This is a genomic window from Epibacterium sp. HA2-3, from assembly GCF_055693725.2.
On the sequence record NZ_CM172490.1, the window covers coordinates 1,674,553 to 1,701,087 of the forward strand.

Below are 26,535 nucleotides of genomic sequence, written 5' to 3' on the forward strand. Positions count from 1 at the left end.
AGAACGCCCACCTGCGATCATCTAAGGCAAGTGCAGCAAAAACTCTGACTTGATTGGGAGTCTTCTCGCCCTGAAGCACCCACTCGACACCGCGAATACGGGGCGCCCAGACGAGATCGCTAAACAGGACGCGAGTCAGCTGGCACGTGTATCGCCGTGTCAGGTCATGACATGAAGCGTATGGCTCGCCTGAAAAAGCTGCAGAAACTCGTGTACCCGGACAGGTTCGCGGCATACGCGTCAGACCTGACCGGGCACGAAAGCCGAGACTTTCTATGAGGGGGGCACGCAGTTGGGAGTGGTGAGTGGGGTGGGCTGCGTCCCTTGATGACCTTTATTTCAAATAAGACTTAAGAGCCGGTTATCAGCGCGGGCCGACAAAGAAAATTCTGCAAGTCCCCGCTGTGGGTTCGACACTTTCCCTTTGGGGCGGCATTCGTTATTGGAAGGACAACCGCGGGCGATGGCCTGCACATATATACTCCAAGACGTGACGCACGGGGCATCTGATATGGCACTGGACAAGACCTTTAACGCAGCCGAGGCGGAGAGCCGCCTGTTTGACGCCTGGGAAAAAGCGGGCTGCTTTACCGCTGGCGCAAATGCCAAACCGGGCGCCTCGACATACTGCATCATGATCCCGCCGCCCAATGTCACCGGCGTTCTGCACATGGGGCACGCGTTCAACAATACGCTGCAGGACATCCTGATCCGATGGAAACGCATGCAGGGCTATGACACGCTCTGGCAGCCCGGCACAGACCACGCGGGCATCGCGACGCAGATGGTGGTGGAGCGCAAGCTCGCCGAAACTCAGCAGCCTTCACGCCGTGAGCTGGGTCGTGAAAAATTCCTTGAAAAAGTATGGGAATGGAAAGAGCAATCCGGCGGCACCATCATCAACCAGCTCAAGCGCCTCGGCGCGTCGTGTGACTATGAGCGCACCGCCTTCACCATGGCGGGCGCGCAGGGGGACACCCGCACGGGTCATGAAAACTCGCCCAACTTCCACGACGCCGTCATCAAGGTCTTTGTGGAAATGTACAACAAGGGCCTCATCTATCGCGGCAAGCGACTGGTGAACTGGGACCCGCATTTTGAGACCGCGATTTCCGACCTTGAGGTCGAAAACATCGAAGTTGCGGGCCACATGTGGCACTTCAAATATCCGCTCGCCGGAGGGGAGACCTATACCTACATCGAGAAGGACGAGGACGGGAACGTCACGCTCGAAGAAGAGCGCGACTATATCTCCATCGCGACCACCCGCCCCGAGACCATGCTAGGCGACGGCGCGGTTGCGGTGCACCCTTCGGACGAACGCTATGCGCCGATCGTGGGCAAGCTGGTCGAAATCCCGGTCGGCCCCAAGGAGCACCGCCGTCAGATCCCGATCATCACCGATGAATACCCGGACAAGGATTTTGGTTCCGGTGCCGTAAAGATCACCGGCGCGCATGACTTCAACGACTATCAGGTCGCCAAGCGCGGCGGCATCCCGATGTACCGTCTGATGGACATGAAAGGCGCAATGCGCGCTGATGGTGCGCCTTATGCCGAAGAAGCGGCAAAGGCCCAAGCCCACGCGAAGGGTGCGGCGTTCACTGAAAACGAGGTAGATGCAATCAACCTCGTGCCCGATCATCTGCGCGGGCTGGACCGCTTTGAGGCGCGCAAGCTGGTGGTGCAGGAAATCACCGACGAGGGTCTGGCGGTCATGTCCGAGATCACCAAAACGGTGACGGATGAGGACGGCAATGAGACCGAGGTCACCGAGACGGTGCCGATGGTTGAAAACAAACCGATCATGCAGCCCTTTGGCGACCGCTCCAAAGTCGTGATCGAACCTATGCTGACCGACCAATGGTTCGTGGACGCCGAAAAGGTTGTCGGCCCGGCGCTCGATGCTGTGCGCGATGGTGATGTGAAAATCCTGCCTGAATCGGGCGAGAAGACCTATTACCACTGGCTCGAGAACATCGAGCCCTGGTGCATTTCCCGCCAGCTGTGGTGGGGTCACCAGATCCCGGTTTGGTACGGGCCTGAAAAAGATCTGCCTGATCCATTTGACAAAAACAAAGTCGCCACAAAGGCATTTTGTGGTGCATCCAAAGAAGAGATTCTTCAACAAGCCAAAGACTACTATGGTGAAGATGTACAGGTCTCCATCGGCGAAGATGGCTTTGAGTTCATTGCAACCCCCGATGCGGTGATCCTTGAATCGGTTCAACTTCGTCGCGACCCCGACGTTCTGGACACCTGGTTCTCTTCCGGCCTCTGGCCGATCGGCACGCTGGGCTGGCCGGAATGGACCGAGGAGACCTCGAAGTATTTCCCGACCTCGACCCTTGTCACCGGTCAGGACATCCTGTTCTTCTGGGTTGCACGGATGATGATGATGCAGCTGGCGGTGCTGGACGAAAACCTGCCGGTGCAAGAGCGTATCCCCTTTGACACCGTCTATCTTCATGGCCTTGTGCGTGATGCCAAGGGCAAGAAGATGTCGAAATCCACCGGCAACGTCATCGACCCGCTTGAGATCATCGAAGAGTATGGCGCTGATGCTCTGCGCTTTACCAATGCGGCGATGGCGAGCCTTGGCGGCGTGCTGAAGCTCGATATGCAGCGCATCGCGGGCTACCGCAACTTTGGCACCAAACTCTGGAACGCGGTGCGTTTTGCCGAGATGAACGAGGTCTTTACCGACGCCGTACCGCAGTTGACCGTGGACGACCTTGCCCCCAAGGCGGCCGTCAACGCTTGGATCGTGGGCGAGACCGCCCGCGTGCGCGAAGCAGTGGACGAGGCGATGGAAACATTCCGCTTCAACGATGCGGCGCAAGCGCTTTATGGCTTTGTCTGGGGCAAGGTCTGCGACTGGTATGTGGAGCTCTCCAAGCCGCTGCTGCAAGGCGATGATACCGAGGCACAGGCCGAAACCCGCGCCACAATGCGCTGGGTCATGGATCAGTGCATGATCCTCTTGCACCCCATTATGCCCTTCATCACCGAAGAGCTCTGGGGCGCCACCGGCCCGCGCGCCAAGATGCTGGTGCATGCAGATTGGCCGACCTACAAGGCCGCCGATCTGGTAAAGCCCGAAGCCGATGCAGAGATGAACTGGGTCATTTCCGTCATTGAGAACACCCGCTCCGCCCGCGCGCAGATGCATGTGCCCGCTGGGCTCTATGTGGAGATGCTCGTGACGGAGATTGATGCAGCCGGTCAGGCCGCATGGGAGGCCAACGAGACGCTGATCAAACGTCTGGCGCGGATTGAAAGCCTGTCCAAAGTCGAGACCGCCCCCAAAGGCTGCGTGTCGATCTCTGCGCCGGGGGCGTCGTTCCTGCTGCCGCTCGCGGACATCATCGACATCGACGGCGAAAAGGCCCGGCTTGAAAAATCGCTTGGAAAACTCGCCAAGGAACTCGGTGGTCTGCGCGGACGTCTGAACAATCCGAAGTTCATCGCCTCCGCCCCCGAAGAGGTGGTCGAGGAAGCCCGCGAAAACCTCGCCGCGCGCGAAGAGGAAGAGACCAAGCTCAAAGAGGCGCTCTCGCGGCTTGCCGAAATCGGCTGACCGACAGATCACACTCTGAAACGCCCGGGCCCTTGGTTCGGGCGTTTTTGTCTGCACTGCTAAGCATCTTGGCGACTGGCAGAGGGGCTTTCCCCGTGAAATTATCATCAATCGCCTATAGGTGGTGATTGCCAAAGCCCGGGATCTGGTACAGCTTGGGTGCAGAACACGAGAGGCCGGTCACCGGCCCGGACTACATGGGGAACGAAAATGGCCAAAGGGTATTGGGTGGCGCATGTCGATATTGACGACATGGAGCGCTATAAGGCGTATATTGACGCCAACGCGGCCCCCTTTCGTGAGTATGGCGCGCGATTTCTGGTTCGAGGCGGCGCCAAAGAGGTGCGCGAAGGACAGACGCGCGCGCGCACCGTTGTGATTGAGTTTGAGGATTTTGCGACGGCCAAGGCCTGCTATGACAGCCTCGCCTACCAAGAGGCCAAGGCGCTCAGAGATCCGGTTTCGACCGGAGATATGGAAATAGTCGAAGGCTACGACGGCTGACGCCGCCGAAAAGGAGTTTTTGATGCTGAAGAAGCTGTTTCAGGCCTTTCGCCCGCCGCAAAGCCCGAACCTGCCCGACCCGGATGCGGAACTGGCGCTTGGTGCGCTTCTGGTGCGGATCGCACAGTCTGACCGGGCCTATCTTCTGGAAGAAATCAGCCTGATCGATCGCATTCTGGCGCGTCTTTACGGGCATAATGCGCTGGAGGCCGCCAAGGTGCGCGCCACCTGTGAGAAGCTGCATGCCGCAGCGCCTGAGACGGACACGTTTGGCCGCCTGATCCGCGAGACGACCGGGCTTGAAGAACGGCTGGCGGCGCTGGATGCGCTCTGGGAAGTGGTTCTGGCGGACAACCGCGAACACGAGGGCGAAATCCGGATCGTCGAAGACGCCTGCAAGGCCATGGGCCTGTCGGTGATCGACAACAAACGGGCGCGTGATCGTGCCCGCGCCAAGCTGGCCACGCAACCAACGGAGTAGGAAAGCGCATGATATTCAAGGACTTTTTGGATAAGCTATTGGCGCCTGCTCCGTCGATTTTACCAGACGAGGATGCCCGGCTCGCACTGACGGCACTGCTGGTGCGACTGGCGCGTTCCGACAATGTCTATTCCGACTCCGAGCGGGACCGGATCGACCGGATCCTGCGCAGCCGGTTTGCGCTGGATGCGGGTGCAGCTCAGATCCTGCGCGAACAGGGCGAAGGGCTGGAAGCTGAGGCTCCGGACACGGTCCGCTTTACCCGCGCGATCAAAGAGGTTGTCCCCTATGAGGAGCGCACCGGCGTGGTAGAGACCTTGTGGGAGGTGGCGCTGTCGGATGGCAAGCGTGACGTCGAGGAAGACGCCCTGATCCGACTGGCGGCCAATCTTCTGGGTGTCAATGACGTGGACAGCGCCATGGCGCGCAAACGGGCGGAGGCCCACGCATGATTGCCTCTTTGCCGATGTATGATCGCCCCGAAACCGCTGCTGCAAATGATGCCTTCTGGGCCGCGATCCGCGCCGAACTCGGCCATGGGCCTGAGAGCCTGACACGCGACATGGATCTGTGGCAGGTCTGGCGCTCGCCCGATCTGTTGCTGGCGCAGACCTGTGGGCTGCCGTATCGCGCGCGCCTCTACGGCGATGTGGAACTGGTGGGCACCCCCGATTACGGCCTGCCGGGCTGTCCGGAGGGGCATTACAACAGCGTCCTGATCGCCGCAGCCGATCGCAAGGGAACGCCCCTTCGGGATTTTGCCGGGACCCGCTTTGCCTACAATGACTCTCTGTCGCAGTCCGGCTGGGCGGCGGCCATGATGCGGATGCGTGCAGACGATATGCTTCCCGGCGAGCTGATCGAAACCGGCAGCCACCAGGCCTCGGCAGTCGCGGTTGCCGAAGGGCGTGCGGATTTTGCCAGTCTTGATGCGCTCACCTATCAGATGCTGCTGGACTACGAGCCGGACCTGATGGCAGGCCTATGCGAACTGGAACGCACCGAGCCGACACCGGCGCTGCCGTTCATCACTGCGCTGACACAGGATGCCACCATCCTGCGCACCGCGATGGAGCGCGCGCTCGAGGCGCTGGAGCCTGAACATCGCGAGACTCTGCACCTGAAAAAGATCGTCTCGACCACCCCGAGCGACTACCTTGCAGTGCCCACCCCACCGGGTCCGACACTGGTGATGGACCGTCTTGCCCGCGCGCGCTGAAACCACGCGCGCCACTGCCTGCGCAGCGCGCGCCGCATTTGGCGCGCACATTGCGCTTTCTGGCAGTTTCCGTAGCGAAATTGCCGTTTTACGCCCGGTTGCCCCCCCTTTGCGCATTGCATTCGCCCGGAAAGTTGGTCCAATAGGGGCCACTTTATATAACAGCCGGACGATGTAACCTTGACCGACGACACCCCTGTACTCGAAATCCGCGGATTGCATAAATCCTACGGCGACTTGGAAGTGATCAAAGGGGTGGATATCACCGCCAAACGCGGCGACGTTGTGTCTTTGATCGGCTCTTCCGGCTCTGGCAAATCCACCCTTTTGCGCTGCTGTAACCTGCTTGAAGACAGCCAACAGGGCGACATTCTGTTCAAGGGCGAACCGATCACATGGAGCGGCAGCGGCATCGCCCGCCAGCCCGCGGACGCCAAGCAAGTCCTGCGCATCCGCACCAATCTGTCCATGGTGTTTCAGCAGTTCAACCTGTGGTCCCATATGACCATTCTGCAAAACGTAATGGAAGCGCCGCTGACCGTGCTGAAACGTGACCGCGACGAGGTGGAGAAATCCGCGCGCAAGTATCTCGATCAGGTGGGCATCGGCGACAAATGCGACGTCTACCCGGCGCAGCTTTCGGGTGGCCAGCAGCAGCGAGCAGCGATTGCGCGCGCGCTCTGCATGGAACCTGAGGCGCTGCTGTTTGATGAGCCGACCTCCGCCCTTGATCCCGAGCTGGAGCAAGAGGTCGTGAAGGTCATCAAGGATCTCGCCAAGGAAGGCCGCACCATGCTGATCGTGACCCACGACATGCGTATGGCAGCAGATGTCTCCGATCACATCGTGTTCCTGCATAAAGGGCTGATCGAAGAAGAAGGCTGCCCCGACGAGATCTTTGGAAATACCCGCAGTGAACGGCTGCGGGCCTTCCTGTCGTCCACGCGACAGGCCCAATAACCAAAAACCAGACCAACACCAATAAACGGGAGTTACCACATGAAATCTCTGCTTCTTGGCTCTGCCGCACTGGCACTGTCCGCAACCTTTGCCATGGCCGACACCATCCGCCTCGGCACCGAGGGCGCCTACCCTCCCTACAACTTCATCAACGACGCCGGTGAAGTCGACGGGTTCGAGCGCGAGCTGGGCGATGAGCTGTGCAAGCGCGCCGAACTGACCTGCGAGTGGGTCACCAACGACTGGGATTCGATCATTCCGAACCTGCTGTCGGGCAACTACGACGCGATCATCGCGGGCATGTCGATCACCGACGAGCGCAAGGAAGTTGTCTCCTTCACCGAAGGCTACACCAAGCCCTCGCCCTCCGCTTACGCCGCCCTGTCCGAAGGTGTTGACGTGAACGCAAGCGTTGTTGCCGCGCAGTCCGGCACCATCCAGGCGGCACATGTGGCCGAAACCGGCGCCACCCTGGTGGAATTCCCCACCCCGGATGAGACCATCGCTGCCGTGAACTCCGGCGAAGTCGATGTGGTGCTCTCCGACAAGGACTTCCTCGCACCGATCGTTGAAGAATCCGATCTGGTCTTCCTCGGCGACGTCTACCTCGGTGGTGGCATCGGCATGGCGTTCCGTCAGTCCGACGACGAGATGCGCGGCAAGTTCGATGCGGCGATTGCCTCGATGAAAGAAGACGGTTCGCTCAACGAGCTGCTCGACAAATGGGAGATCGAGGGCAAGTTCTGATCGCCCTGATCCCTGACTGAAACACGGGAGGGGGGCATCGGCCCCCTTTCCACTTTTGCCACCGCGCATGCGGTCGCGCCCGTTCCCCATCAGATGACGAGGCCCGCCATTTTTTCCTATTGCTCTGATCCGGCCACGCTCGAGGGCTTGCAGTGGCTGAGTTGCTACCTCACTACCGGCAAGCATTGGGCTTTTTACATGTCCTTTGGGACGGTTCTGTTGCTGCTGGCGGTCACCGCCCCGATGGCGCTGGCCTTTGGTTTCTTTGGCGCCAGCGCCGCACGTTCGCGTGTCCTGCCGCTGGCTTGGTTCGGCAAAGGCTACATCGCCGTGGTACGGGGGGTGCCTGATATTGCCTTCTTCCTGTTCTTTGTGATCGCGCTCGATCAGGGGATCGAATGGCTGCGCCATCAGGTGAAATGTCCGGACTGGGACGAGCCGATCCGGCAGGGCAACGACTTTATCGTCTGCCAGGCCGCCAAGATGCCGCTCAATACCGACCCGCAGTGGTTCCATGAGATCTATGGCTTCAGCCTCGCGGTCCTGACCTTTGCCATCGTGTTTGGCGCCTTTGCCGCCAACGTGTTGTTTGGGGCCATGCGCGCGGTGCCGCGTGCGCAGATCGAAACCGCCGAAGCCTATGGGATGTCCCCACGCCAGACCTTCTGGCGTGTTCTAGTGCCGCAGATGTGGGTTTATGCGCTGCCGGGGCTCTCGAACCTTTGGATGGTTCTCATCAAGGCGACGCCGCTTCTGTTCCTGCTCGGCGTCGAAGACATCGTCTATTGGGCCCGCGAGCTGGGTGGGTCAAAAACCACCCGCTTCACCGACTACCCCCACGGCGACTGGCGCATGTGGTACTTCCTTGCGCTTCTGGTGTTCTACCTCGCCTTTACCAAGGTCTCTGAAATCGTCCTGGCCCGTATTTCCCGCCGCCTGTCCCATGGGCAGGCCACCCTCGCCGGCGAAGCCCAACGCAAAGCCGAAGGAGCCGCAACATGAGCTGCTTTGAAACCTTTCAGGCCTATGCGCTGCGCTCAATCGGGATTGGCGAACGGCTGCTGCCGCGCAGTGACTTTACGCTCTGCGATCAATTTGTCCTGATCGGTTCCGGCCTGATCTGGAACGTCTACTTCGGCGCGATTGCGATTTTCACCGGGTTCTTCTTTGCCAATGCCCTCGCGGTGGCGAAGAACTCCCACAAGCGCTGGCTGCGCGCACCGGCAAACGGGTTCATCTTTGTGTTCCGGGGCTCGCCGCTGTTCATCCAGTTCTTCTTTGCCTATTTCGTGTTCCTGTCGCTCAAGAGTGTTTCACCGATCTTTGATCCGCTCTCGGCGGCCTGGCTTGGTGCGCTGATCGTGCTGTTCCTCAATACCTCGGCCTATTCGGCAGAGATCTTCTACGGCGCGCTGCGCTCGATCCCCAAAGGCGACCTCGAAGCCGCCGACGCCTATGGTCTGTCGGGCTGGAGCCGCTTTCGCAGGGTGATCTGGCCCACCATGATGCGGCTGGCCTGGCCCGCCTATACCAACGAGGCGATCTTTCTGTTCCACGCCACGACACTGGTCTATTTCTCGGGCTTTCCGGCGTGGCGCCAAAAGGGCGATGCGCTGTATTACGCGAACTACTTCGCGGATAAGACCTTCAACCCGTTCGTCCCCTACCCGATCCTTGCGTTCTATTTCATCCTGCTGACGCTGGCGATCATCGCGGTGTTTGGAATGATCAACACGCGGCTCAACCGGCATATGCCACAGGAGCTGCGCCGCAAGATCCGGGTGCGCCCGCAGCTGATGCGCTAAGGGCGCGACACCCGCAAAGAAAAAACGCCCCGCTGATCCGATCAGCGGGGCGTTTTGTTATCCACGCGCCTTGGCACGCACATAGTTGCCCGGCGCCTGTTCAAGCACCGGATAGGATTTATGCGCCCCCGGCACCCGCGCAGGCACCTGCTTGCCCGAACGTTTCTTGAGCCACGCCTCCCAGCGCGGCCACCAGGATCCTTCGGTGAACTCTGCGCCCTCCATCCAGTCGTCGGCATCGAGACTGAGATCGGCGTTGACATAATGACCGTATTTGTTGCGGCTCACCGGATTGACGATACCCGCGATGTGACCGGACTGGCTCACCACAAAGCTCTTGGAGCGCGAGCCCATCTGTTGCACGCCGCGATAGCATTGTTTCCACGCCGCAATGTGGTCGGTCTCGCAGGTGATCGCCATCAGCGGCACGTCCACATCGCGCACATGCAGCGTATGGCCAAAGAGCTCAAATCCGTCGGTCACAAACTTGTTGTCCTGGCAGAGCCCCCGCAAATACTGCACCGCCATTTTTCCCGGCAGATTGGCGCCGTCGCCATTCCAATAAAGAAGATCAAAGGCCGGTGGGGTCTCGCCCATCATATAGCTGCGGATGGCCGGGCCATAGACCAGATCATTGGCCCTCAGGAACGAGAAAGTCCGCGCCATGATGTAGTGCGGCATGATCCCGTCTTCGCCGATCTCCGCTTCGATCGCATCGACAAAATCGTTTTGCAGGAAGGGCGTAAAATCCCCCTGATCGGAGAAATCGGTGAGCGCGGTAAAGAATGTCGCGGACTTCACCGATTTGTCGCCGCGCTGCTTCAGGAGCGACAGCGTCAGGCTGAGCGTGGTGCCCGCAATGCAGTAGCCCACTGCATTCACTTGCTTGGTGCCGGAGATCTCCTTGGCGACCTCGATGGCCTTGAGGAACCCCTCCTCGACGTAATCCTCCATGCCGACATCAGCATAGTCCGAATTGGGATTGATCCAAGAGACCACAAACAGACTGTAACCCTGATCTGTGATCCATTTGATCAGGCTGTTCTTTTCCTTTAGATCGAGGATGTAGAACTTGTTGATCCAGGGCGGGAACAGCACGATGGGCGTTTCGTGCACCGTCTCGGTGGTGGGATGATACTGGATAAGCTCCATCATCCGGTTGCGATAGACCACCTCGCCGGGGGTGGTGGCGATGTTGTGACCGATCTCAAAGGCGTTCTCATCGGCGAGGCGAACGATCAACTCGCCATCATTGGCCTCCAGATCGGCCACGAGATTCTCCAACCCGTCGATCAGGGATTGCCCGTCAGTTTCCAGTGCCTTTTCCAGAGCGTCCGGGTTTGTCGCGAGGAAATTGGTCGGAGCCATCATGTTGATGATCTGATCGGCAAAATAACCGAGCCGCTGCCGATCCACCCGATCGAGATCTTCGACCTCGTCCACAGCGGTACGGATGGCCTCCGCATTGGTCAGGTACTGATCGCGCAGGAACCGGAAATAGGGATTGGTCTCCCACATCGGATTGGCGAACCGACGATCGTTTACCGCGGGGCGCTCTGTCGTCTCGCCCTCCTCATTCTGCGCGGCGGCCAGCGTCTGTGCCATGGCCTGCTGCGCTTCTGCAAAATTTTGCACCGACTTGCCCCAATATTGAACTTGTTGTTCAAGCAGGCGGGTGGGGTTCTGTGCCATCGCAGCCCAATAGGACGATGCTGCACGCGCGAAAAGTTCCTGATTCGGAGCGTCCAATCCGGGGTTGTGACCCTTCTTCTGAGCCAAAACTTCGATCAAACGCTTGGAGAGATGCTCTACGCGCACCAAATTTTCTTTAAGCTGGTCAATCTGTTCCGCAGATGAAGCTTCAATAGACTTGTCCGTTGTTGTCATCTTAAGGAAACCCTCATAATCTTTCTGCTGTGCAGAATACTTGCTTCGCCATTCTACGGCAAAGCGGCCTCAGCTCCCAATCTCCCGGCGTGCGTCGGCAAAGATGGGCTCAAACCGCGGCACGAAAAGCACCGCCAAGGAGACGCACATGCGCTACATGATGTCCTACGACCTGATGGAGACGGTTCGTAACGCGAACCAATGGCTTGGCGCAACTGCGCTGTCCATGGCCTCCTATCCGGCCAATGCCGCCCTGCCGAACCCGATGCTGAGCTGGATGGCCGCATGGGGTCAGGTCACAGAACGCAGTTTCGAGCGGATGGTGACCAAACCCGACTGGGGCATCCCGGCAACCACCCTGCCTGATGGTAAGGACCATCTGGTCGAAGTCGACACAATCGTCGAAAAACCGTTTGGGGATCTCATTCATTTCCGGGTCACCGATCGCGCTGAACAGCCGCGCAAGGTTCTGGTGGTGGCGCCGATGTCCGGCCATTACGCCACGCTCCTGCGCTCCATGGTCAAAAGCTTGATCGAGAACTGCGAAGTCTATGTGACAGACTGGCACAACGCCCGCGACATTCCCGTCTCGGCCGGGAAATTCGATGTCGAGGATTACACGCTCTATCTGGTTGAGTTCATGCGCGAACTTGGCCCTGACACCCATGTGGTTGCCGTCTGTCAACCGGCGCCGCTCACCCTGGCGGCGACCGCCTATCTCGCAGAGATCGACCCCAAGGCGCAGCCGTCTTCTCTGACCCTGATCGGCGGTCCCGTGGACCCTGGCGCCACGCCCACCGACGTGACCGATTTTGGCCGCCGCGTGACCATGGGACAGCTGGAGCAGACCATGATCCAGCGCGTTGGCTTCAAATACAAAGGGGTCGGCCGCAAGGTCTATCCCGGGCTGTTGCAGCTGGCTTCATTTATGTCGATGAACATGGACCGCCACTCCAAAGCCTTTTCCGAGCAGATCATGCGCGTCTGTCGCGGCGAGGCCACGGATCACGATGCCCACAACCGCTTTTACGACGAGTATCTTGCAGTGATGGACATGCCGGCAGAGTTCTATCTCTCGACGGTAGAACGTGTCTTCAAACAGCGCGAAATCGCCCAAAACGCCTTTACCGTCCAAGGTCACAAGATCGACATCGGCAAGATCACGGATGTCGCGGTGAAAACCGTTGAAGGCTCCAAGGACGATATTTCCGCGCCCGGTCAATGCATTGCAGCGCTGGACCTCTGCACCGGCCTGCCCGACTCGAAAAAGGCAAGCCATGTAGAACCCGGTGCCGGGCACTATGGCATCTTTGCCGGTCGTTCCTGGCGCAACAACATCCGTCCGCTGGTGATAGACTTCATGGATGCCAACGCGCGCCAACCTGTGCGCAAACAGCCCAAGAAAACCGCAGCCAAATAGAGGGCATTTTCATGTCTGACGCCCCCTCGGAACCGCTTGGGTTTTCCTGTGCCTGTGGCGCGCTCTCCGGTCACATCGAGGCGGCCTCAGTCAAGCAAGGCACCCGCCTACGCTGCCACTGCACCGATTGCCGTGCAGTGGAGCTCTATCATGGGGCTCCGGATCCGAAAGGAAGCGGGGTCGACCTGCTGCAGCTCAACCCGGATATGGTAGTGATCGACCGGGGCGCAGATCAGCTACACCTGCTGCAGCTGTCTCCCAAGGGGCTCTATCGTTGGTATGCGGGCTGTTGCGGCATGCCGCTGTTCAATGGCCTGCGCAATCCGAGGCTGCCCTTCATCGCGGTCCGCACGGCGCTTTTCTTTGAACCCGACCGCCTAGGGCGCGTGGTGGCAGAGGCCTTTATTCCACAACCGGGGAAACCGCCACGGCACAAGGGCGCGGCGCGCATGACAATGAAACTGGCCAGTCGAATGATTTCTGCCTGGGTCTCCGGGCGCTGGCGCCAAACCGCGTTTTTTGACGGTCAGAGCGGGCGACCAGTGGCAGAGCCACATGTGTTGTCAAAGGCCGAACGCCGGGCGCTGACCGCAGACAAGTAATAGATCTCAAGCGCGTCAGGCGCTTGCGCGATAGTTCGCAGACAAATGCAACACGTCCTCTGACAGCTCTTGCATGGATGTATCCGCGTGCGTGATCACCGGTGCCGCGGGCTGGCGCCGCGCACGGCGACTGACCCAAAGAGGTTCATCAACCGGCTCTGCCAGCTCTCCCGTAAGAGGGCAAACCGTGTGATCTCCGATGATCCAATTGTGCAAAATGGCGCTGACACGCTCGGGTTGCTCCATCAATGGCACATGCCCTGCATCCTCGATCATCTCGATCCGGGCATTCTGCATCAGTTCCGCCGTGATCATCTGCCGTTTCACAGGCGTGATCTGGTCATGCACGCCGCAGATCACCAGCCCAGGCTGCGAGGCCCGCCGCAGGGTGGCTTGCTGATCTCGGCGTCGTTGCAACATCCGGCTTTGCGACACAAAGACATCCGGTCCCAGATCCTCTGCCATATCCGCAAGCTGTCCCATGATCTGATGCCGCAACGGTCCCGGTGCCAGGCTAGACGTCGGGATCACCTCTTCCATGACACCGCGCAGCCGTCCGGTGCGCGCACGGATGATCCAGGGTTCACGTTCTGCCGCCTTGGCCGGGGTTTCCGGCAGCGGCGTCGACCCGATGAGCCCGATACCCGCGATACGTCCGGGTTGCGCAGCCAGCATCGCCATCGCAATCGATCCGCCGAGGCCGGCCCCAAGCACGGTGAACTTCTCTGGCATATGCGTCAAAAGCGTGGCCGCGACATCCTCAATCCGATCCGCGTTGAGCACCGGCGCAATCGTGACCGGCACATGCCTCGAGAGCATTCGGACCTGGGGTTCCCAGACCCGTCCGTCACTCATGAATCCAGGCACAACCACCAAAGGATGCGCCAACAACTGCGCTGGTTCAATCATATGTATCTGCCCGTATTGAATGCGCCTATGTATGGCGCTTGGGTTCACTACACGTCCCAAAGTGCGGGGCAGCAAGGACTTTTTTACTTTGCGCAAAATTGGTTAAGGATGTGTGTCTTCCTCAATACCCATTCCAGCGGAACGCGCCCTCCGGCGAGAGCGCCGAGTAAGGGTTATGCGCGATTTCCCAGATATGCCCGTCTGGCGACTGGAAATAGCCGATGGTTCCGCCCCAAAAGACCGGCCCAGCCGGGCGCAAGATGGCAGCGCCCGCAGCCTCAGCCCGTGCCAAAAGCGGGGCAACCTCTTCGGCGTCGCGCACGTTATGGCTCAGGGTCATCGCACCGGTGCCCAGGGCCTCAATCGGCAAGTTCAAATCTTCCGCCAGCTTGTCCAGCGTATAGAGACCAAGGGTCTGTGACATCAGATCAAAGGCGACAACGCCATCCGGACTTTCTGCCCGCGTCCACCCGAGTTGCTCGTAAAACTGCGCCGATGCTTCCACATCCTGCACACCAAGCGTGATCAAACTGACCCTTTGTTCCATGGTTCAATCCTTTAAAAACAAACGACGCGCCAAAACCCTTGGCGCGCCCTTTCCTTATATCAAGCAGGAACAAATTGCGAACATTTCTTCGTTTATCCGGCACAGACCTGCTCGACCGCCGATGCGATCAGCGCCAGGCAGGCTTCATCCGAGAACCGGTGATCGGCGTCTTTCACCAGCGTCAGCCGCATATCCGCGCAGTCAGCATGCTCCAGCAGCCGCAATGCCGTCTCGGTCGAGACGGCCGAGTCATCCGTGCCCTGAAGGCAGCGCACCGGAAAGGGCAGATCAAGCTTTTCCCGCAACACAAGGTTTTCACGCCCGTTTTCGACCATGCGCTTGGTCACAATATAGGGCTCCATGTAATCGCTGGGCAGCTCGACATGGCCCTGCGACTCTAGTTCTTCTTTTTGCGCCGCGGTGAAATTGGCCCAATAGCCATCCTCGGTAAAATCAGGGGCGGCGGCAATTGTGACCATCCCCTTGATCCGGTCCGCGCGCGCCTTGGCAAGCAACAGCGCCTGCCAGCCCCCCATCGAAGAGCCCACGGGAACGATCTCCCCCTCGGTCAGGCCATCGACAACCGCAAGCGTATCTGCATGCCAATCGCCGATGCAGCCCTCCTCAAACCGCCCCGAACTTTCTCCATGGCCGGAATAGTCAAACCGCAAGAACGCCTGCCCGCGCGCCTTGGCCCAATCCTCAAGGAACACCGCCTTGGTGCCTTCCATGTCGGACTTCAGCCCCCCAAGGAACACCACACAGGGACCCCGCCCTTCGGTCTTGTGATAAGCGATACGTCGTCCCTCTGAGGTCTCCAGATACTGCGGCGCCATGTGTTTTCTCCCAGAAATCTTGCTCTCTCTCCCATGCCACGCGGCGGAGGGATTCGCCAATTCCCCGTCTTCTAACCCCAAATATCCCGGGGAGCGCGAGGGGCAGCGCCCCTCGCCCAGGGGGCCTTAATTTCAAACCTCTATCTTGACCTTGACCGCGCCCTCCGCCAAACAGCTCAGACGCATATAACCCGCAACCGGGCGTTCTGTGGGCGCCAAACCGACGAGGAGAGCCAGACTATGGCCCAGATTTCCCTCACATTCCCCGATGGCAACGCACGTTCCTACGACGCAGGGATTACCCCTGCCGAGGTCGCAGCTGACATCTCCACTTCCCTTGCCAAAAAAGCGATCTCTGCCACCGTGGACGGTCAACACTGGGACTTGCAATGGCCCGTGACCCAGGATGCCGCCATCGCCATCCACACGATGAAGGACGAGGCGCAGGCCAATGAGCTCATCCGGCACGACCTTGCGCATATCATGGCGCGCGCGGTGCAGGAGATCTGGCCCGATACCAAGGTCACCATTGGCCCGGTCATCGAAAATGGCTGGTATTATGACTTTGATCGTGCGGAACCCTTCACCCCCGAAGATCTCGGCACCATCGAAAAGAAGATGAAAGAGATCATCAACAAGCGCGAACCCGTGACCACAGAGGTTTGGGAGCGCGAGAAGGCGATCCAGTATTACACCGATAATAACGAGCCCTATAAGGTCGAGCTGATCGACAGCATCCCCGGCGATGAGCCGCTGCGGATGTATTGGCATGGCGACTGGCAGGATCTCTGCCGCGGGCCGCACCTGCAGCACACCGGCCAGGTGCCGGGCGATGCCTTCAAGCTGATGTCGATCGCCGGCGCCTACTGGCGCGGCGACAGCGATCGCCAGATGCTCCAGCGCATCTACGGCGTGGCCTTCACCGGTAAGGAAAAGCTCAAGGCGCATCTCACCATGCTCGAGGAGGCCGCCAAGCGCGACCACCGCAAGCTGGGCCGCGAGATGAACCTTTTTCACATGCAGGAAGAAGCCCCCGGCCAGGTGTTCTGGCATCCGAACGGATGGCGCATCTACACCACGCTTCAGGACTACATGCGCCGCATGCAGGATCGCGACGGCTATGTAGAGGTCAACACGCCTCAGGTGGTGGACCGCAAACTCTGGGAAAAGTCCGGCCACTGGGACAAGTATCAGGAAAACATGTTCATTGTTGAGGTCGACGAGGATCACGCCCGCGAAAAGGCCGTGAACGCCCTGAAGCCGATGAACTGCCCCTGCCACGTGCAGGTGTTCAACCAAGGCCTCAAGTCCTATCGCGACTTGCCTTTGCGCATGGCAGAGTTCGGCTCCTGCGCGCGCTACGAGCCCTCGGGCGCCCTGCATGGCATCATGCGCGTGCGCGGCTTCACGCAGGATGATGGCCACATCTTCTGCACCGAAGATCAGATTACATCCGAGACCGCAAAGTTCATCGCCTTCCTCTCCAAAGTCTATGCAGATCTCGGCTTTGACAATTGGACCATCAAGCTCTCCACCCGCCCCGAACAGCGGATCGGCTCGGATGAGACATGGGACGATATGGAACAGGCCCTTGGCGATGCCTGCAAGGCCGCGGGCTACGACTATGAGATCCTCGAAGGCGAAGGCGCCTTCTATGGTCCCAAACTCGAGTTCACCCTGACCGACGCCATCGGCCGGAACTGGCAATGCGGCACACTTCAGGTGGATGCCAACCTGCCCGAACGGCTCGAAGCGAGCTTTATCGGTCAGGACGGCAGCAAGCACCGTCCGGTCATGCTGCACCGCGCCACCCTTGGCTCGTTCGAGCGCTTCATCGGCATCCTGATCGAAGAGCACGCTGGCAAGCTCCCGTTCTGGCTCGCGCCGCGTCAGGTGGTGGTCGCCTCGATTACGTCAGAGGCGGACGACTATGTGAACGAAGTGGTCGAGACCCTGCGCGCCGCCGGTGTGCGAGCCGAGGCCGATACGCGCAATGAGAAGATCAACTACAAGGTCCGCGAGCATTCGGTTGGCAAAGTGCCGGTGATTCTCGCCGTTGGCCACCGCGAGGTTGAGGAGCGCACCGTCTCCGTGCGTCGTCTTGGCGAGAAACAGACCAAGGTTGAGAGCCTCACAAATGTTACAGAGGAGCTGGCAAAGGCCGCAACGCCGCCAGACCTTCTGTAATATTTACCCGGTTTTTGAACAAAGGCGGCCCCCACTCGGGGGCCGTTTTGTTTCAAAACCCCAGAAATCGCAGCAATTTGGCACCAAACGCGCGGGTTCTCTCTAACATCGACTGACGCAGGCGTGAGCCACGCGCTCGTGAGTTCCTTTGTGCCTTCATTCGCGGTTAGTCTGTATTTGTCACTCAAGACGACGCCTATCACTTCAGGAGGACACGCGTATGTCGACCACCACCAAAACTCTCGCCGTTGCAGGCGCCGTTGCCGCAGCACTGACCGCCGTCACCACGTCGCACGCCTCTGCTCAGGCCAAAGAGAAATGCTATGGCGTTTCGCTGGCCGGTCAGAACGACTGCGCGGCCGGTCCCGGCACCACCTGCGCGGGCACATCCACAGTTGACTATCAGGGCAACGCCTGGACGCTCGTCGACTCTGGCACCTGCACCGAGATGGAACTGCCCGCGATGGCAGATGGCACCGCACGCGCAGGCTCGCTCGAGCCGCTCGAGCGCGACCTGCCAGCCTAAGCCATCACAGACTTCATGGCGGGGGCGCTGCGGCGCCCTTGCCTGCTGCCGGTGGGCCGCAACGAGACGCGGCCTCTCCTGCACCTTACCGCTCTTCGTTTTTGCGATCCCCACGAGGCCCGCTATGACCGATTTTTCCCAGCTGCCGAACGCCGCAGGTGTTGGCTATAAGCCTCAGCATTTCCAGAATATTATTGATGGCTCCGGGGCGGTGGACTGGCTTGAGATCCACGCCGAGAACTACATGGGCGACGGCGGTCGCCCGCTGGCGCAGCTGCGTCATCTCGCCGAGCGTTTCCCGATCTCCGTGCACGGTGTTGGGCTTTCCATTGGCGGCGAAGGACCGCTTGATCCGGAACACCTTGCGCGGCTCAAACATCTCGTGGACTGGCTGAAGCCCGCGAGCTTCTCCGAACATCTGGCGTGGTCCACCCACGACACGCATTTCTACAACGATCTGCTGCCCCTGCCCTACACGGATGCCACGCTTGCGCGGATCTGCGATCACATCGACATGGTGCAGACCCTGCTGGGGCGGCGTATGCTGCTGGAGAACCCCTCAAGCTATCTCGCCTTTGCCGAGAGCACATGGGAAGAGCCGGCCTTTTTGCACGAGATCGCCAAACGCACGGGCTGCGGGCTTTTGCTGGACGTGAACAACGTGTTTGTATCTGCCACCAATCTTGGCTATCGCCCGCAGGACTATATTGATGCCTACCCGCTTGATCTGGTGGGGGAAATCCATCTTGGCGGGCATGATGAAGACGAGGATGACCACGGTCGCCCGCTCCTTATCGACAGTCATGGCGCCGAAGTTGTCGACCCGGTTTGGTCCCTTTTGTCCTATACCCTCACCCGATCTGGCCCAAAGCCCACGCTGGTGGAATGGGACACGGATGTCCCCGAATGGTCGGTGCTCGAAGCCGAAGCAGCCCGCGCAGCGAACGCGCTGCGGACGGCGAAAGTGGCCGCCTGATGACACGCGAAGCGGAGTTCACCACGGCAATCCTCGACGCCCGCCTGCCGGTACCGGACGGGTTGTTGGATGGTGCAGCGCAGCCCGCCGGGCGCCGCTTCAGCGTCTATCGCAACAATGTGGCCGTCTCCCTGACAGAGGCGCTACATCAGGGGTTTCCGGTCATCGCAAAGCTCCTCGGCAAGGAGAACATGGATGGATTGGCCGCACTTTTCCTGCGCGCCCACCCCCCCTCAAGCCCGCTGATGATGCACTATGGCGCTGAATTTCCGCGCTTTATCGAGGGCATGCCGCAGCTTTCGCATTTGGGGTATCTGGGTGATGTGGCCCGGCTGGAGTTGGCTCTGCGCCAGAGCTATCACGCCGCTGATGCCGCACCGCTTGATCCGGCAAGGCTTGCCGCGCTCTCGTCCGAGGCTCTGATGCAAAGCCGGCTGATCTTTGCTCCGGCGATGACAGTGCTGCGCTCGTCTTGGCCAATCCACGCGATCTGGCGGTACAACACCGAGGATAGCGCCCCAAAGCCGCAACCGCAGGCCGAGGATGTTTTGATTACCCGACCGGATTTTGACCCCATCGCCCAGCCGCTCCCCGAGGGTGGCGCTGTTTGGATTTCAGCCCTTCAGGCCGGCGAGACCCTCGGGGACGCCACCGAAGCCGCAACAGATGATTTTCCCGAATTTGACCTCAGCGTCCCCCTGGCGCTTTTGATCGAGGGCTTGGCCCTCACAGACCTCTCGCAATAGGACTTCCCATGACTGCGTTGATTTCTCTCCATAACGCCGTGTTCAACCTGGTTGAGCGCTTGGGCGACTGGCTGATGCCGCTATTTGCCCGTTTCACTTTCGCCGCTGTGCTGCTGCTCTATTACTGGAACTCCGGGCTCACCAAGCTGGGCGATGGCCTCTTTGGGCTGTTTTCGCCCTCGATCGGTGCTTATAGCCAGATCTTTCCCAAACAACTCGAGGCCGTTGGCTACGATGTGTCCCAGTTCGGACTGTTGCAGTGGGTTGTCGTGATGGCAGGCACTTACGCCGAATTCCTGCTGCCGCTTCTGATCGTGATTGGCCTGGCCACGCGGATCGCCTCGCTTGGCATGATCGGCTTTGTGGTGGTGCAGTCGCTCACGGATGTCTACGGGCATGGTGCAACGGATACCAAAACGCTGGGCGCTTGGTTTGACCGCTTCTCCGACAGTGTCATCATGGACCAGCGTCTGCTGTGGGTCTTTGTACTCAGTTATCTGGTGGTGAAAGGCGCAGGTGCGCTCTCTGTGGATGCGGTGCTGCGCGCCCGCCATCAGCACGCTCAGGACTGATACAGGTTTCAAATCCCTTTAGATCTGCGGCGCCTGTGATTGACCCACAGGCGCCGCTTCGTTGTCTCAGGTCCGCGTGTCAGGTCACACCGAGTGCAGCCTGCACGTCTTTGGTCCACCCCAGATGGAGCTGCCCCTCTGCCTCGATCAACGGGCGTTTCATCAGACTCGGGTGTTCTGCCAGCAGTTCAAGTGGCGGTTTTGCCCGATCTTCCTCGCTGAGGCCGCGCCAATTGGTTGACCGCGTATTGAGCAGTTTGTCTGGAAATTGAGCATAGGCCTGCGCCATGATGTCTGCAGGCACCCCCTCGGTTCTGACATCCTTAAAGTCGGCATCTGGCAGTGATTTCAGCGCCTTGCGACATGTATCACAGGTTTTCAGACCATAAAGCTTCACTTCAGCTTCTCCTTGTGCTCGCAGGTTTCTCACAATTTACGGTAGAGTCTCACCGATTTCCTTTGATTTTTACAAACCGCGTGCCACACTGAAATGGGCCTGCGGTATCCAAAGGCTTTGATCCACCTGAAGGCGCAGCGTTCATTCGCGCCGCTCAGGCGGTTGGAAGGTACTTTGAGCATGCTCAAAGTGAAGTGCAAGTGAGAAGGAGACACGGGACATGCCTACTGGCACCGTGAAATGGTTCAACACCACCAAGGGCTATGGTTTTATTGAACCCGAAGAAGGCGGCAAGGACGTGTTTGTCCATATCTCCGCCGTTGAACGCTCCGGCCTGACCGGTTTGGCGGACAATCAGAAAGTGGGATATGAGCTGACCGAAGGCCGGGACGGCCGACAAATGGCCGGCGACATTCGCCCACTCTAAAGGCCCTTTCCCAAAAAACTCCACTGCGTCCAGGCCATGTTGTGTGGTTTGGGCGCGGTCGTTTCCATGCACCTCTGCTGCAGATTATCCCTGTGCGCGAGGCAATCTCAGATATTCGGTCAAGACACAGGCCGGGTCCTCTGCACGAAGAGGCAGCGTCGCGTTGACACGCCACTCCTCCGGAGGAAACTCCGGGAAAAACGCGTCCGCATCATCTATTTCAAGGTCCACTTCGGTAATCATCAAGCGATCAGCTCGTGCCAGCATGCCCTTGTAGATCCCGGCCCCGCCGATACCATAGAGGCGGGCGTAGCCTTCGCTTCGGGCCAGATCGATTGCCGCATCAAGACTTGCCACCACGGTGTCCGCCGCATCGGGGTTTGAGGACACAACGATATTCAACCGGTTTTTCAATGGCTTGAATGGCAAACTGTCCCAGGTGTTGCGGCCCATGATGATCGCACCTCCCAGCGTTTCCCGCTGAAACGCTTTCAGATCCTCGGGCGCGTGCCAAGGGATGTCGTTGTCTTTGCCAATGGCACCGTTTCGCGCCCGCGCGACGATAAGCGTGATCATGGGGAATCCTGCCTGAACTGAGAGGTCTTAGACCGCGACCGGGGCCTTGATGACGGGGTCGGGATCATAGCCGAGGATTTCAAAATCCTCGTATTTGAAATCAAAAATGGAAGACACATCGCGCGCAATGCGCAGCTGCGGCAGGGGCTTAGGGCTGCGCGAAAGCTGCAGCTTCACCTGTTCCATGTGGTTGGAATAGATATGCGCGTCCCCCATCGTATGCACAAAACTGCCCACCTCATAGCCGGTCACATGGGCGAGCATGTGCAACAACAACGCATAAGAGGCGATGTTAAACGGCACACCGAGGAACATATCCGCAGAGCGCTGGTAGAGCTGCAGATGCATCTTGCCGCCCAGAATGCGCAGTTGCCACAGGCTGTGACAGGGCGGCAGCGCCATATCCGGCACATCGCCGGGGTTCCATGCGGTAACAATCAGGCGGCGGCTGTCGGGGCTCTTGCGGATCATATCCAGCAGCTCGCTGATCTGATCCACCGTGCCCGCCCGATAGAGTGGCTCATCCCCAAGCGTGCCCTCGGCGAGCTCTAGTCGTGGAAACTTGCGCCACTGGTAGCCATAGACCGGACCAAGATCGCCGTTTTCATCCGCCCATTCGTCCCAGATCGAAACACCGTTCTCTTTGAGATATCTTATGTTTGTATCCCCGGACAGGAACCACAACAGCTCATGTATGATCGAGCGCAGATGCAGCTTTTTGGTCGTCACCAAAGGGAACCCTTCGGCCAGATCATAACGTTGCTGCATTCCAAAACACGACAGAGTGCCGGTGCCGGTACGATCCGTCGTCTCGACCCCGTGATCAAGAATATGCTGCAAAGCGTCATGATACTGCTGCATCGTGCGAGCCTCCTGTCTGCCCTCCGGTGATAGCCCGAGCATCGCAGAGTTCCAAGCGGTTTACGCGCGCTCTCGACATTCTGGACGCGCGGCTTAGGTTGGGCGTTGAATTCGCACAAATGCAAGGGGATGCCTTCATGCCACTCAAGTATCTGCATACAATGGTCCGGGTCAAAGACCTGGAGAAATCCATGGCGTTCTATGCGCTGCTCGGCCTCAAAGAAACCCGCCGCTACGACAGCGAGGCAGGACGGTTTTCGCTGATCTTCATGGCCCCTCCCGGTCAGGAGGAGGCTCCGGTCGAGCTCACCTGGAACTGGGATGGCGACGACGAACTGCCGTCTGACAGCCGCCACTTTGGCCACCTCGCTTATGAAGTCGACAATATCTACGAGACCTGCCAGCACCTCATGGACAACGGTGTTGTCATTAACCGTCCGCCCCGCGATGGGCGGATGGCGTTTGTGCGCTCACCCGACAATATCTCGATCGAATTGCTGCAGGCGGGGGATGCACTTCCACCGGCAGAGCCTTGGTCCAGCATGGAAAACACCGGTAACTGGTGATCCGATGCGCGCCGTGTGTGAGGGGGCACGCTGCCGCGTCCCCCGTGGCGCCTTCTAACGTGGCCCGGTCTAAACTGGAAAGTCGCTGGGCGACTGAACTCAAAAAAAAGCAGCCCGGATCTGGAAGGCTCCAGTCCGGGCTGTTTGGCAGCAAACGCTGATCGGGACGGATGATCACGGGCACCATGCGCCCTCACCCATCAAACTGCGCCCATATCACTGGGCGCTTGCGTTCTCGGTAACCGCATCGCAAAACTGGTCGGGTGTCCCATGGGGTCACCGTCGCAGCGTACCCGAAACAATGGGTAGCAACGTGTTACGCTTCTCAACTGACAGATTGCCGATTTCTCCGGCTTCGGCAGTACCTGGTTGCTCCTGCAACCGCCCCCAGCGCCCCACTCTGACCATAGATCGGTCGATGGCTTGACAGGGTTGACAGACGTGTTTCGTGGCGAGGCCAGATGCGCGGTACGGCGATGCCGAACGTCAGAATCTGGTGCCTGAAAACTGCTGTCTTAAATGTCCCACGAACCTAAAGGCCCGAAAAACGGTTCTTAATAGATGTAGCGAATCTGGTCAGACCAGTACCGCTCCATGCGTTTGAGGGAGCCAGTGATGTCCTCGATCCCTTCGGCGCTGATCACGCCTTTGGTTTCCAGACCCTCTGCGTGACGCGAAAACAGCGAGGCAACGATATCGCGGATTTCACGGCCACGGGGAGTAAGACGCACACGCACCGACCTGCGGTCGATCTCGCAGCGTTGATGGTGCATATAGCCCATCTCCACCAGCTTCTTCAGATTGTAGCTTACGTTGCTGCCCTGATAGTAACCACGGGTTTTGAGTTCCCCGGCAGTCACCTCATTGTCGCCAATGTTGAACAGCAACAGAGCCTGCACCGCGTTGATGTCGAGGACACCTACGCGTTCAAACTCATCCTTGATGACATCAAGCAACAGGCGGTGCAAACGCTCCACCAGTGCCAGGGCATCAAGATAACCAGTCATGAACCCCTTGCGGTCCAGCTGGCTGATTGGTCGTTCCATACTCATTCAGCATCTCCGAATCGAAATTGCTTCATGACAAATATGGAGGGAATTTCCTGAAAATGCGTTAAACCGGATTTCTCTTTTATTTTTGGTATGTTCTAGAGATTTCATCGACCAGAGCGTTAAAGCGTTCCGGCGCGGGTGTTTGACCTGTTACCCATTGGTAAAGATCCTGGTCGTTTTCGCGCAGCAACGCGTCATATAGCGCGAGTTGAGCATCACTCATGGCCGCGAGATTCGCGGCCGCATAGCCGGACAGGAGAATGTCCATTTCCTTGATACCGCGCCGCATCGAGCGCATGGTAAGGCGCTTGATGCGGGTCTCGCGGCTTTCTTCGATGTTGGCCTGCGCTTCGATCATTCAGCCGCCTCCTGCGTGGCAACAAGACGGCGCAGGCTTTTCTCAAGACGTCCGGCGCGTTCGGCCTGCTGACGCAGCTCCTCGCGCAGGCTGCGCAATTCACGGGCGATGGCGGCCATATCTTCGCCCAGCGTGTCCTCATTGGGCGCAGAGAGCTCATCGCCTTCGCCGGTCAGCAGCCAGCTCATCGATACATTGAGAATCCCCGAGAGCGTCGAGAGTTTGTTGGCCCTGGGCTCGGACAGATCCTGCTCCCAACCGATCAGGGTGGATTTTTTCACCCCCATACGGCGTGCCAGCTGGCCTTGTGTCATGCCAGCGCTTTCACGTGCGGCCGCGACGCGATCTCCAAAAGTTGCGGCATCCGGGCCATACCAGTCGCTCGTCGTGTCGGTCATGCGGTCTCTCCTAAGTGGACGACTTGATTGCCGTTTGGCGCCACCCTAAGAGTTTTGCAGATGACATTCAAATCGAGGTCCGACATGTCCGTTCTTTCTGCGACACTTTCCCGCGTGAAGCCTTCCCCGACCATTGCCGTCACCAATAAGGCGCGTGAATTGAAAGCCGCCGGTCGCGACGTGATCGGCCTTGGTGCGGGGGAACCGGATTTCGACACGCCACAATCCATCAAGGATGCCGCTGTCCGTGCCATTGCCGAGGGCAAGACCAAATATACAGCCGTCGATGGCATCCCGGAGCTGAAGCAGGCCATCTGCGAAAAGTTCAAGCGTGACAATGGCCTGGACTATCGCCCGGAGCAGGTCACGGTAAACTCTGGCGGCAAGCAGACGCTGTATAACGCCCTGATGGCGACCCTCAATCCCGGCGATGAGGTGATCATCCCCGCGCCCTATTGGGTGAGCTATCCTGACATGGTGCTCCTTGCAGGAGGCACTCCGGTTCCGGTGGAGGCCAGCCTTGAGACCAGCTTCAAACTGACGCCCGATCAGTTGGAGGCCGCCATCACCGACAAGACCAAATGGTTCATCTTCAATTCTCCCTCCAACCCGACCGGAGCCGGATATTCGCGCGCCGAATTGAAAGCTCTGACGGATGTCTTGATGCGTCATCCCCATGTCTGGGTGATGACCGATGACATGTATGAACACCTCGCCTATGACGATTTCGAATTCTGCACACCGGCGCAGGTTGAACCGGGACTCTATGACCGCACCCTCACCTGCAACGGGGTTTCCAAAGCCTATGCGATGACTGGCTGGCGGATCGGCTATGCGGCGGGTCCGGAAACTCTGATTGCGGCGATGCGCAAGGTGCAGTCGCAGTCTACCTCGAACCCCTGTTCGGTCAGCCAATATGCCGCGCTCGAGGCGCTCACGGGGCCGCAGGATTTCCTCGCCAGCAACAATGAAATCTTCGTGCGGCGGCGCAATCTGGTGGTGTCGATGCTGTCGGAGATCGATGGCTTGACCTGCCCGGTGCCGGAGGGCGCTTTTTATGTCTACCCCTCGATCGCGGGTCTCATTGGCAAGACAACGCCAAAAGGCGTAACCATCAACAGCGACGAGGATTTTGCCACCGCCCTTCTGGAAGAGGCCGATGTGGCCGTGGTGTTTGGCGCAGCCTTTGGCCTCTCGCCGAATTTCCGTGTGAGCTATGCAACCTCCGATGACGCCCTCAAGGAAGCCTGCACGCGCATCCAGCGCTTCTGCGCCTCGCTCAGCTGATCTCTGAGCGCCACGACACAAAGTCTTGCGCTGCGCTTTGCGCATCGCGGTGGGGCGGCGGCCGCGCCTTCGGCGCGGCCGCCGCCCGGCCCAACCGGGCCAATGTGGC

At 59.3% G+C, this 26,535-nt stretch carries 29 protein-coding genes; 19 read left to right on the plus strand and 10 right to left on the minus strand.

Annotated features, from left to right (window positions below; genetic code table 11):
• Positions 1 to 511: 511 nt before the first annotated feature.
• The 9 genes from ACZ1HH_RS07755 to ACZ1HH_RS07795 all read left to right on the plus strand — a co-directional run bounded on the left by ACZ1HH_RS07755 (position 512) and on the right by ACZ1HH_RS07795 (position 9,296).
• Positions 512 to 3,580, plus strand: a complete 3,069-nt coding sequence (locus ACZ1HH_RS07755) for a valine--tRNA ligase (RefSeq protein WP_472636307.1) — start codon at positions 512 to 514, stop codon at positions 3,578 to 3,580.
• Between the two features lie 210 nt (positions 3,581 to 3,790).
• The gene (locus ACZ1HH_RS07760; RefSeq protein ID WP_472636308.1) at positions 3,791 to 4,084 is read left to right on the plus strand and encodes a DUF1330 domain-containing protein; all 294 of its coding nucleotides are present in this window, start codon (positions 3,791 to 3,793) and stop codon (positions 4,082 to 4,084) included.
• Between the two features lie 22 nt (positions 4,085 to 4,106).
• On the plus strand, positions 4,107 to 4,565 hold the full coding sequence (locus tag ACZ1HH_RS07765) for a tellurite resistance TerB family protein (RefSeq protein WP_011539036.1): 459 nt from the start codon (positions 4,107 to 4,109) through the stop codon (positions 4,563 to 4,565).
• 8 nt (positions 4,566 to 4,573) lie between these two features.
• Entirely contained in the window at positions 4,574 to 5,017 is a 444-nt protein-coding gene (locus ACZ1HH_RS07770; RefSeq protein WP_011539037.1) for a tellurite resistance TerB family protein, read from the plus strand.
• Positions 5,014 to 5,784: a phosphate/phosphite/phosphonate ABC transporter substrate-binding protein gene (locus ACZ1HH_RS07775; RefSeq protein WP_472636309.1), complete on the plus strand. Its 771-nt coding sequence runs from the start codon at positions 5,014 to 5,016 to the stop codon at positions 5,782 to 5,784. The genes ACZ1HH_RS07770 and ACZ1HH_RS07775 overlap by 4 nt, the downstream gene beginning before the upstream one ends.
• Positions 5,785 to 5,964: 180 nt before the next feature.
• Positions 5,965 to 6,744, plus strand: a complete 780-nt coding sequence (locus tag ACZ1HH_RS07780) for an ABC transporter ATP-binding protein (RefSeq protein ID WP_011539039.1) — start codon at positions 5,965 to 5,967, stop codon at positions 6,742 to 6,744.
• A 39-nt stretch (positions 6,745 to 6,783) separates the two neighbouring features.
• The gene (locus ACZ1HH_RS07785; RefSeq protein ID WP_011539040.1) at positions 6,784 to 7,491 is read left to right on the plus strand and encodes a transporter substrate-binding domain-containing protein; all 708 of its coding nucleotides are present in this window, start codon (positions 6,784 to 6,786) and stop codon (positions 7,489 to 7,491) included.
• A gap of 108 nt (positions 7,492 to 7,599) precedes the next feature.
• Positions 7,600 to 8,493 carry an ABC transporter permease gene (locus ACZ1HH_RS07790; RefSeq protein WP_472637312.1) on the plus strand — a complete coding sequence of 298 codons (894 nt, stop codon included), beginning with the start codon at positions 7,600 to 7,602 and terminating at the stop codon, positions 8,491 to 8,493.
• On the plus strand, positions 8,490 to 9,296 hold the full coding sequence (locus ACZ1HH_RS07795) for an ABC transporter permease (protein WP_011539042.1): 807 nt from the start codon (positions 8,490 to 8,492) through the stop codon (positions 9,294 to 9,296). Before ACZ1HH_RS07790 ends, ACZ1HH_RS07795 begins: the two co-directional genes overlap by 4 nt.
• Before the next feature lie 57 nt (positions 9,297 to 9,353).
• Here the strand turns inward: ACZ1HH_RS07795 and phaC are convergent, their stop codons facing one another.
• Positions 9,354 to 11,183: a class I poly(R)-hydroxyalkanoic acid synthase gene (gene phaC, locus ACZ1HH_RS07800; RefSeq protein WP_472636310.1), complete on the minus strand. Its 1,830-nt coding sequence runs from the start codon at positions 11,181 to 11,183 to the stop codon at positions 9,354 to 9,356.
• Between the two features lie 148 nt (positions 11,184 to 11,331).
• On the opposite strand from phaC, the gene phaZ reads away from it, so the two are divergent.
• Positions 11,332 to 12,603 (plus strand): polyhydroxyalkanoate depolymerase, encoded by a 1,272-nt coding sequence (gene phaZ, locus ACZ1HH_RS07805; protein WP_472636311.1) that lies wholly within the window; start codon positions 11,332 to 11,334, stop codon positions 12,601 to 12,603.
• 11 nt (positions 12,604 to 12,614) lie between these two features.
• Positions 12,615 to 13,205 carry a DUF6151 family protein gene (locus ACZ1HH_RS07810; protein ID WP_472636312.1) on the plus strand — a complete coding sequence of 197 codons (591 nt, stop codon included), beginning with the start codon at positions 12,615 to 12,617 and terminating at the stop codon, positions 13,203 to 13,205.
• Between the two features lie 15 nt (positions 13,206 to 13,220).
• Here the strand turns inward: ACZ1HH_RS07810 and ACZ1HH_RS07815 are convergent, their stop codons facing one another.
• From ACZ1HH_RS07815 to ACZ1HH_RS07825, 3 genes are all read right to left on the minus strand, one after another.
• Positions 13,221 to 14,114, minus strand: coding sequence for an alpha/beta fold hydrolase (locus ACZ1HH_RS07815; RefSeq protein WP_416368616.1), 894 nt, complete (start codon positions 14,112 to 14,114; stop codon positions 13,221 to 13,223).
• Between the two features lie 121 nt (positions 14,115 to 14,235).
• Positions 14,236 to 14,661, minus strand: coding sequence for a VOC family protein (locus tag ACZ1HH_RS07820; protein ID WP_472636313.1), 426 nt, complete (start codon positions 14,659 to 14,661; stop codon positions 14,236 to 14,238).
• 92 nt (positions 14,662 to 14,753) lie between these two features.
• Positions 14,754 to 15,497, minus strand: a complete 744-nt coding sequence (locus ACZ1HH_RS07825; RefSeq protein ID WP_472636314.1) for an alpha/beta hydrolase — start codon at positions 15,495 to 15,497, stop codon at positions 14,754 to 14,756.
• A 240-nt stretch (positions 15,498 to 15,737) separates the two neighbouring features.
• On the opposite strand from ACZ1HH_RS07825, the gene thrS reads away from it, so the two are divergent.
• The 5 genes from thrS (at position 15,738) to ACZ1HH_RS07850 (ending at position 20,504) form a co-directional block, all read left to right on the plus strand.
• Positions 15,738 to 17,684 carry a threonine--tRNA ligase gene (gene thrS / locus ACZ1HH_RS07830; RefSeq protein WP_472636315.1) on the plus strand — a complete coding sequence of 649 codons (1,947 nt, stop codon included), beginning with the start codon at positions 15,738 to 15,740 and terminating at the stop codon, positions 17,682 to 17,684.
• 220 nt (positions 17,685 to 17,904) lie between these two features.
• Complete coding sequence (locus ACZ1HH_RS07835; protein WP_011539050.1) at positions 17,905 to 18,210, plus strand: BufA1 family periplasmic bufferin-type metallophore; 306 nt, start codon at positions 17,905 to 17,907, stop codon at positions 18,208 to 18,210.
• Positions 18,211 to 18,334: 124 nt separating this feature from the next.
• Positions 18,335 to 19,186, plus strand: a complete 852-nt coding sequence (gene bufB / locus ACZ1HH_RS07840; RefSeq protein WP_011539051.1) for an MNIO family bufferin maturase — start codon at positions 18,335 to 18,337, stop codon at positions 19,184 to 19,186.
• Positions 19,186 to 19,932 (plus strand): HvfC/BufC family peptide modification chaperone, encoded by a 747-nt coding sequence (locus ACZ1HH_RS07845; RefSeq protein ID WP_487320232.1) that lies wholly within the window; start codon positions 19,186 to 19,188, stop codon positions 19,930 to 19,932. The genes bufB and ACZ1HH_RS07845 overlap by 1 nt, the downstream gene beginning before the upstream one ends.
• 8 nt (positions 19,933 to 19,940) lie before the next feature.
• Positions 19,941 to 20,504, plus strand: a complete 564-nt coding sequence (locus ACZ1HH_RS07850) for a DoxX family protein (protein ID WP_472636316.1) — start codon at positions 19,941 to 19,943, stop codon at positions 20,502 to 20,504.
• 79 nt (positions 20,505 to 20,583) lie between these two features.
• Here the strand turns inward: ACZ1HH_RS07850 and ACZ1HH_RS07855 are convergent, their stop codons facing one another.
• Complete coding sequence (locus ACZ1HH_RS07855; protein ID WP_472636317.1) at positions 20,584 to 20,901, minus strand: ArsC/Spx/MgsR family protein; 318 nt, start codon at positions 20,899 to 20,901, stop codon at positions 20,584 to 20,586.
• Between the two features lie 220 nt (positions 20,902 to 21,121).
• Here ACZ1HH_RS07855 and ACZ1HH_RS07860 point away from each other — a divergent pair, with 220 nt between their 5' ends.
• Positions 21,122 to 21,328 carry a cold-shock protein gene (locus ACZ1HH_RS07860; RefSeq protein WP_011539055.1) on the plus strand — a complete coding sequence of 69 codons (207 nt, stop codon included), beginning with the start codon at positions 21,122 to 21,124 and terminating at the stop codon, positions 21,326 to 21,328.
• A gap of 84 nt (positions 21,329 to 21,412) precedes the next feature.
• Here ACZ1HH_RS07860 and ACZ1HH_RS07865 read toward each other — a convergent pair whose 3' ends face one another.
• Together ACZ1HH_RS07865 and ACZ1HH_RS07870 are read right to left on the minus strand one after the other, a co-directional pair.
• The gene (locus ACZ1HH_RS07865; protein ID WP_472636318.1) at positions 21,413 to 21,904 is read right to left on the minus strand and encodes a dihydrofolate reductase; all 492 of its coding nucleotides are present in this window, start codon (positions 21,902 to 21,904) and stop codon (positions 21,413 to 21,415) included.
• A 27-nt stretch (positions 21,905 to 21,931) separates the two neighbouring features.
• Positions 21,932 to 22,765, minus strand: a complete 834-nt coding sequence (locus ACZ1HH_RS07870; RefSeq protein ID WP_168610345.1) for a thymidylate synthase — start codon at positions 22,763 to 22,765, stop codon at positions 21,932 to 21,934.
• Positions 22,766 to 22,902: 137 nt separating this feature from the next.
• Between ACZ1HH_RS07870 and ACZ1HH_RS07875 the strand changes: the two genes are divergently transcribed.
• The gene (locus tag ACZ1HH_RS07875; RefSeq protein ID WP_472636319.1) at positions 22,903 to 23,331 is read left to right on the plus strand and encodes a VOC family protein; all 429 of its coding nucleotides are present in this window, start codon (positions 22,903 to 22,905) and stop codon (positions 23,329 to 23,331) included.
• A 554-nt stretch (positions 23,332 to 23,885) separates the two neighbouring features.
• Here the strand turns inward: ACZ1HH_RS07875 and ACZ1HH_RS07880 are convergent.
• The 3 genes from ACZ1HH_RS07880 to ACZ1HH_RS07890 all read right to left on the minus strand — a co-directional run bounded on the left by ACZ1HH_RS07880 (position 23,886) and on the right by ACZ1HH_RS07890 (position 25,139).
• Positions 23,886 to 24,383 carry a MarR family winged helix-turn-helix transcriptional regulator gene (locus tag ACZ1HH_RS07880; protein ID WP_011539059.1) on the minus strand — a complete coding sequence of 166 codons (498 nt, stop codon included), beginning with the start codon at positions 24,381 to 24,383 and terminating at the stop codon, positions 23,886 to 23,888.
• 79 nt (positions 24,384 to 24,462) lie between these two features.
• Positions 24,463 to 24,741, minus strand: coding sequence for a succinate dehydrogenase assembly factor 2 (locus ACZ1HH_RS07885; RefSeq protein WP_011539060.1), 279 nt, complete (start codon positions 24,739 to 24,741; stop codon positions 24,463 to 24,465).
• Complete coding sequence (locus tag ACZ1HH_RS07890) at positions 24,738 to 25,139, minus strand: helix-turn-helix domain-containing protein (RefSeq protein WP_011539061.1); 402 nt, start codon at positions 25,137 to 25,139, stop codon at positions 24,738 to 24,740. The genes ACZ1HH_RS07885 and ACZ1HH_RS07890 overlap by 4 nt, the downstream gene beginning before the upstream one ends.
• 84 nt (positions 25,140 to 25,223) lie before the next feature.
• On the opposite strand from ACZ1HH_RS07890, the gene ACZ1HH_RS07895 reads away from it, so the two are divergent.
• Positions 25,224 to 26,426, plus strand: a complete 1,203-nt coding sequence (locus ACZ1HH_RS07895) for a pyridoxal phosphate-dependent aminotransferase (RefSeq protein WP_416368623.1) — start codon at positions 25,224 to 25,226, stop codon at positions 26,424 to 26,426.
• Positions 26,427 to 26,535 lie beyond the last annotated feature (109 nt).

Excerpts from the sequence above, each read along its gene's own strand:
- ACZ1HH_RS07810 (WP_472636312.1), top strand. The coding sequence starts at position 12,615 with ATGTCTGACGCCCCCTCGGAACCGCTTGGGTTTTCCTGTGCCTGTGGC.
- ACZ1HH_RS07865 (WP_472636318.1), bottom strand. The coding sequence starts at position 21,904 with ATGATCACGCTTATCGTCGCGCGGGCGCGAAACGGTGCCATTGGCAAA.
- ACZ1HH_RS07825 (WP_472636314.1), bottom strand. The coding sequence starts at position 15,497 with ATGGCGCCGCAGTATCTGGAGACCTCAGAGGGACGACGTATCGCTTAT.
- phaZ (WP_472636311.1), top strand. The coding sequence starts at position 11,332 with ATGCGCTACATGATGTCCTACGACCTGATGGAGACGGTTCGTAACGCG.
- ACZ1HH_RS07895 (WP_416368623.1), top strand. The coding sequence starts at position 25,224 with ATGTCCGTTCTTTCTGCGACACTTTCCCGCGTGAAGCCTTCCCCGACC.
- ACZ1HH_RS07875 (WP_472636319.1), top strand. The coding sequence starts at position 22,903 with ATGCCACTCAAGTATCTGCATACAATGGTCCGGGTCAAAGACCTGGAG.
- ACZ1HH_RS07815 (WP_416368616.1), bottom strand. The coding sequence starts at position 14,114 with ATGATTGAACCAGCGCAGTTGTTGGCGCATCCTTTGGTGGTTGTGCCT.
- thrS (WP_472636315.1), top strand. The coding sequence starts at position 15,738 with ATGGCCCAGATTTCCCTCACATTCCCCGATGGCAACGCACGTTCCTAC.
- ACZ1HH_RS07755 (WP_472636307.1), top strand. The coding sequence starts at position 512 with ATGGCACTGGACAAGACCTTTAACGCAGCCGAGGCGGAGAGCCGCCTG.
- ACZ1HH_RS07760 (WP_472636308.1), top strand. The coding sequence starts at position 3,791 with ATGGCCAAAGGGTATTGGGTGGCGCATGTCGATATTGACGACATGGAG.
- ACZ1HH_RS07845 (WP_487320232.1), top strand. The coding sequence starts at position 19,186 with ATGACACGCGAAGCGGAGTTCACCACGGCAATCCTCGACGCCCGCCTG.
- ACZ1HH_RS07880 (WP_011539059.1), bottom strand. The coding sequence starts at position 24,383 with ATGAGTATGGAACGACCAATCAGCCAGCTGGACCGCAAGGGGTTCATG.
- bufB (WP_011539051.1), top strand. The coding sequence starts at position 18,335 with ATGACCGATTTTTCCCAGCTGCCGAACGCCGCAGGTGTTGGCTATAAG.
- ACZ1HH_RS07765 (WP_011539036.1), top strand. The coding sequence starts at position 4,107 with ATGCTGAAGAAGCTGTTTCAGGCCTTTCGCCCGCCGCAAAGCCCGAAC.
- ACZ1HH_RS07870 (WP_168610345.1), bottom strand. The coding sequence starts at position 22,765 with ATGCAGCAGTATCATGACGCTTTGCAGCATATTCTTGATCACGGGGTC.
- ACZ1HH_RS07820 (WP_472636313.1), bottom strand. The coding sequence starts at position 14,661 with ATGGAACAAAGGGTCAGTTTGATCACGCTTGGTGTGCAGGATGTGGAA.
- ACZ1HH_RS07860 (WP_011539055.1), top strand. The coding sequence starts at position 21,122 with ATGCCTACTGGCACCGTGAAATGGTTCAACACCACCAAGGGCTATGGT.
- ACZ1HH_RS07835 (WP_011539050.1), top strand. The coding sequence starts at position 17,905 with ATGTCGACCACCACCAAAACTCTCGCCGTTGCAGGCGCCGTTGCCGCA.
- ACZ1HH_RS07850 (WP_472636316.1), top strand. The coding sequence starts at position 19,941 with ATGACTGCGTTGATTTCTCTCCATAACGCCGTGTTCAACCTGGTTGAG.
- ACZ1HH_RS07885 (WP_011539060.1), bottom strand. The coding sequence starts at position 24,741 with ATGATCGAAGCGCAGGCCAACATCGAAGAAAGCCGCGAGACCCGCATC.
- phaC (WP_472636310.1), bottom strand. The coding sequence starts at position 11,183 with ATGACAACAACGGACAAGTCTATTGAAGCTTCATCTGCGGAACAGATT.
- ACZ1HH_RS07890 (WP_011539061.1), bottom strand. The coding sequence starts at position 25,139 with ATGACCGACACGACGAGCGACTGGTATGGCCCGGATGCCGCAACTTTT.
- ACZ1HH_RS07795 (WP_011539042.1), top strand. The coding sequence starts at position 8,490 with ATGAGCTGCTTTGAAACCTTTCAGGCCTATGCGCTGCGCTCAATCGGG.
- ACZ1HH_RS07785 (WP_011539040.1), top strand. The coding sequence starts at position 6,784 with ATGAAATCTCTGCTTCTTGGCTCTGCCGCACTGGCACTGTCCGCAACC.
- ACZ1HH_RS07775 (WP_472636309.1), top strand. The coding sequence starts at position 5,014 with ATGATTGCCTCTTTGCCGATGTATGATCGCCCCGAAACCGCTGCTGCA.
- ACZ1HH_RS07770 (WP_011539037.1), top strand. The coding sequence starts at position 4,574 with ATGATATTCAAGGACTTTTTGGATAAGCTATTGGCGCCTGCTCCGTCG.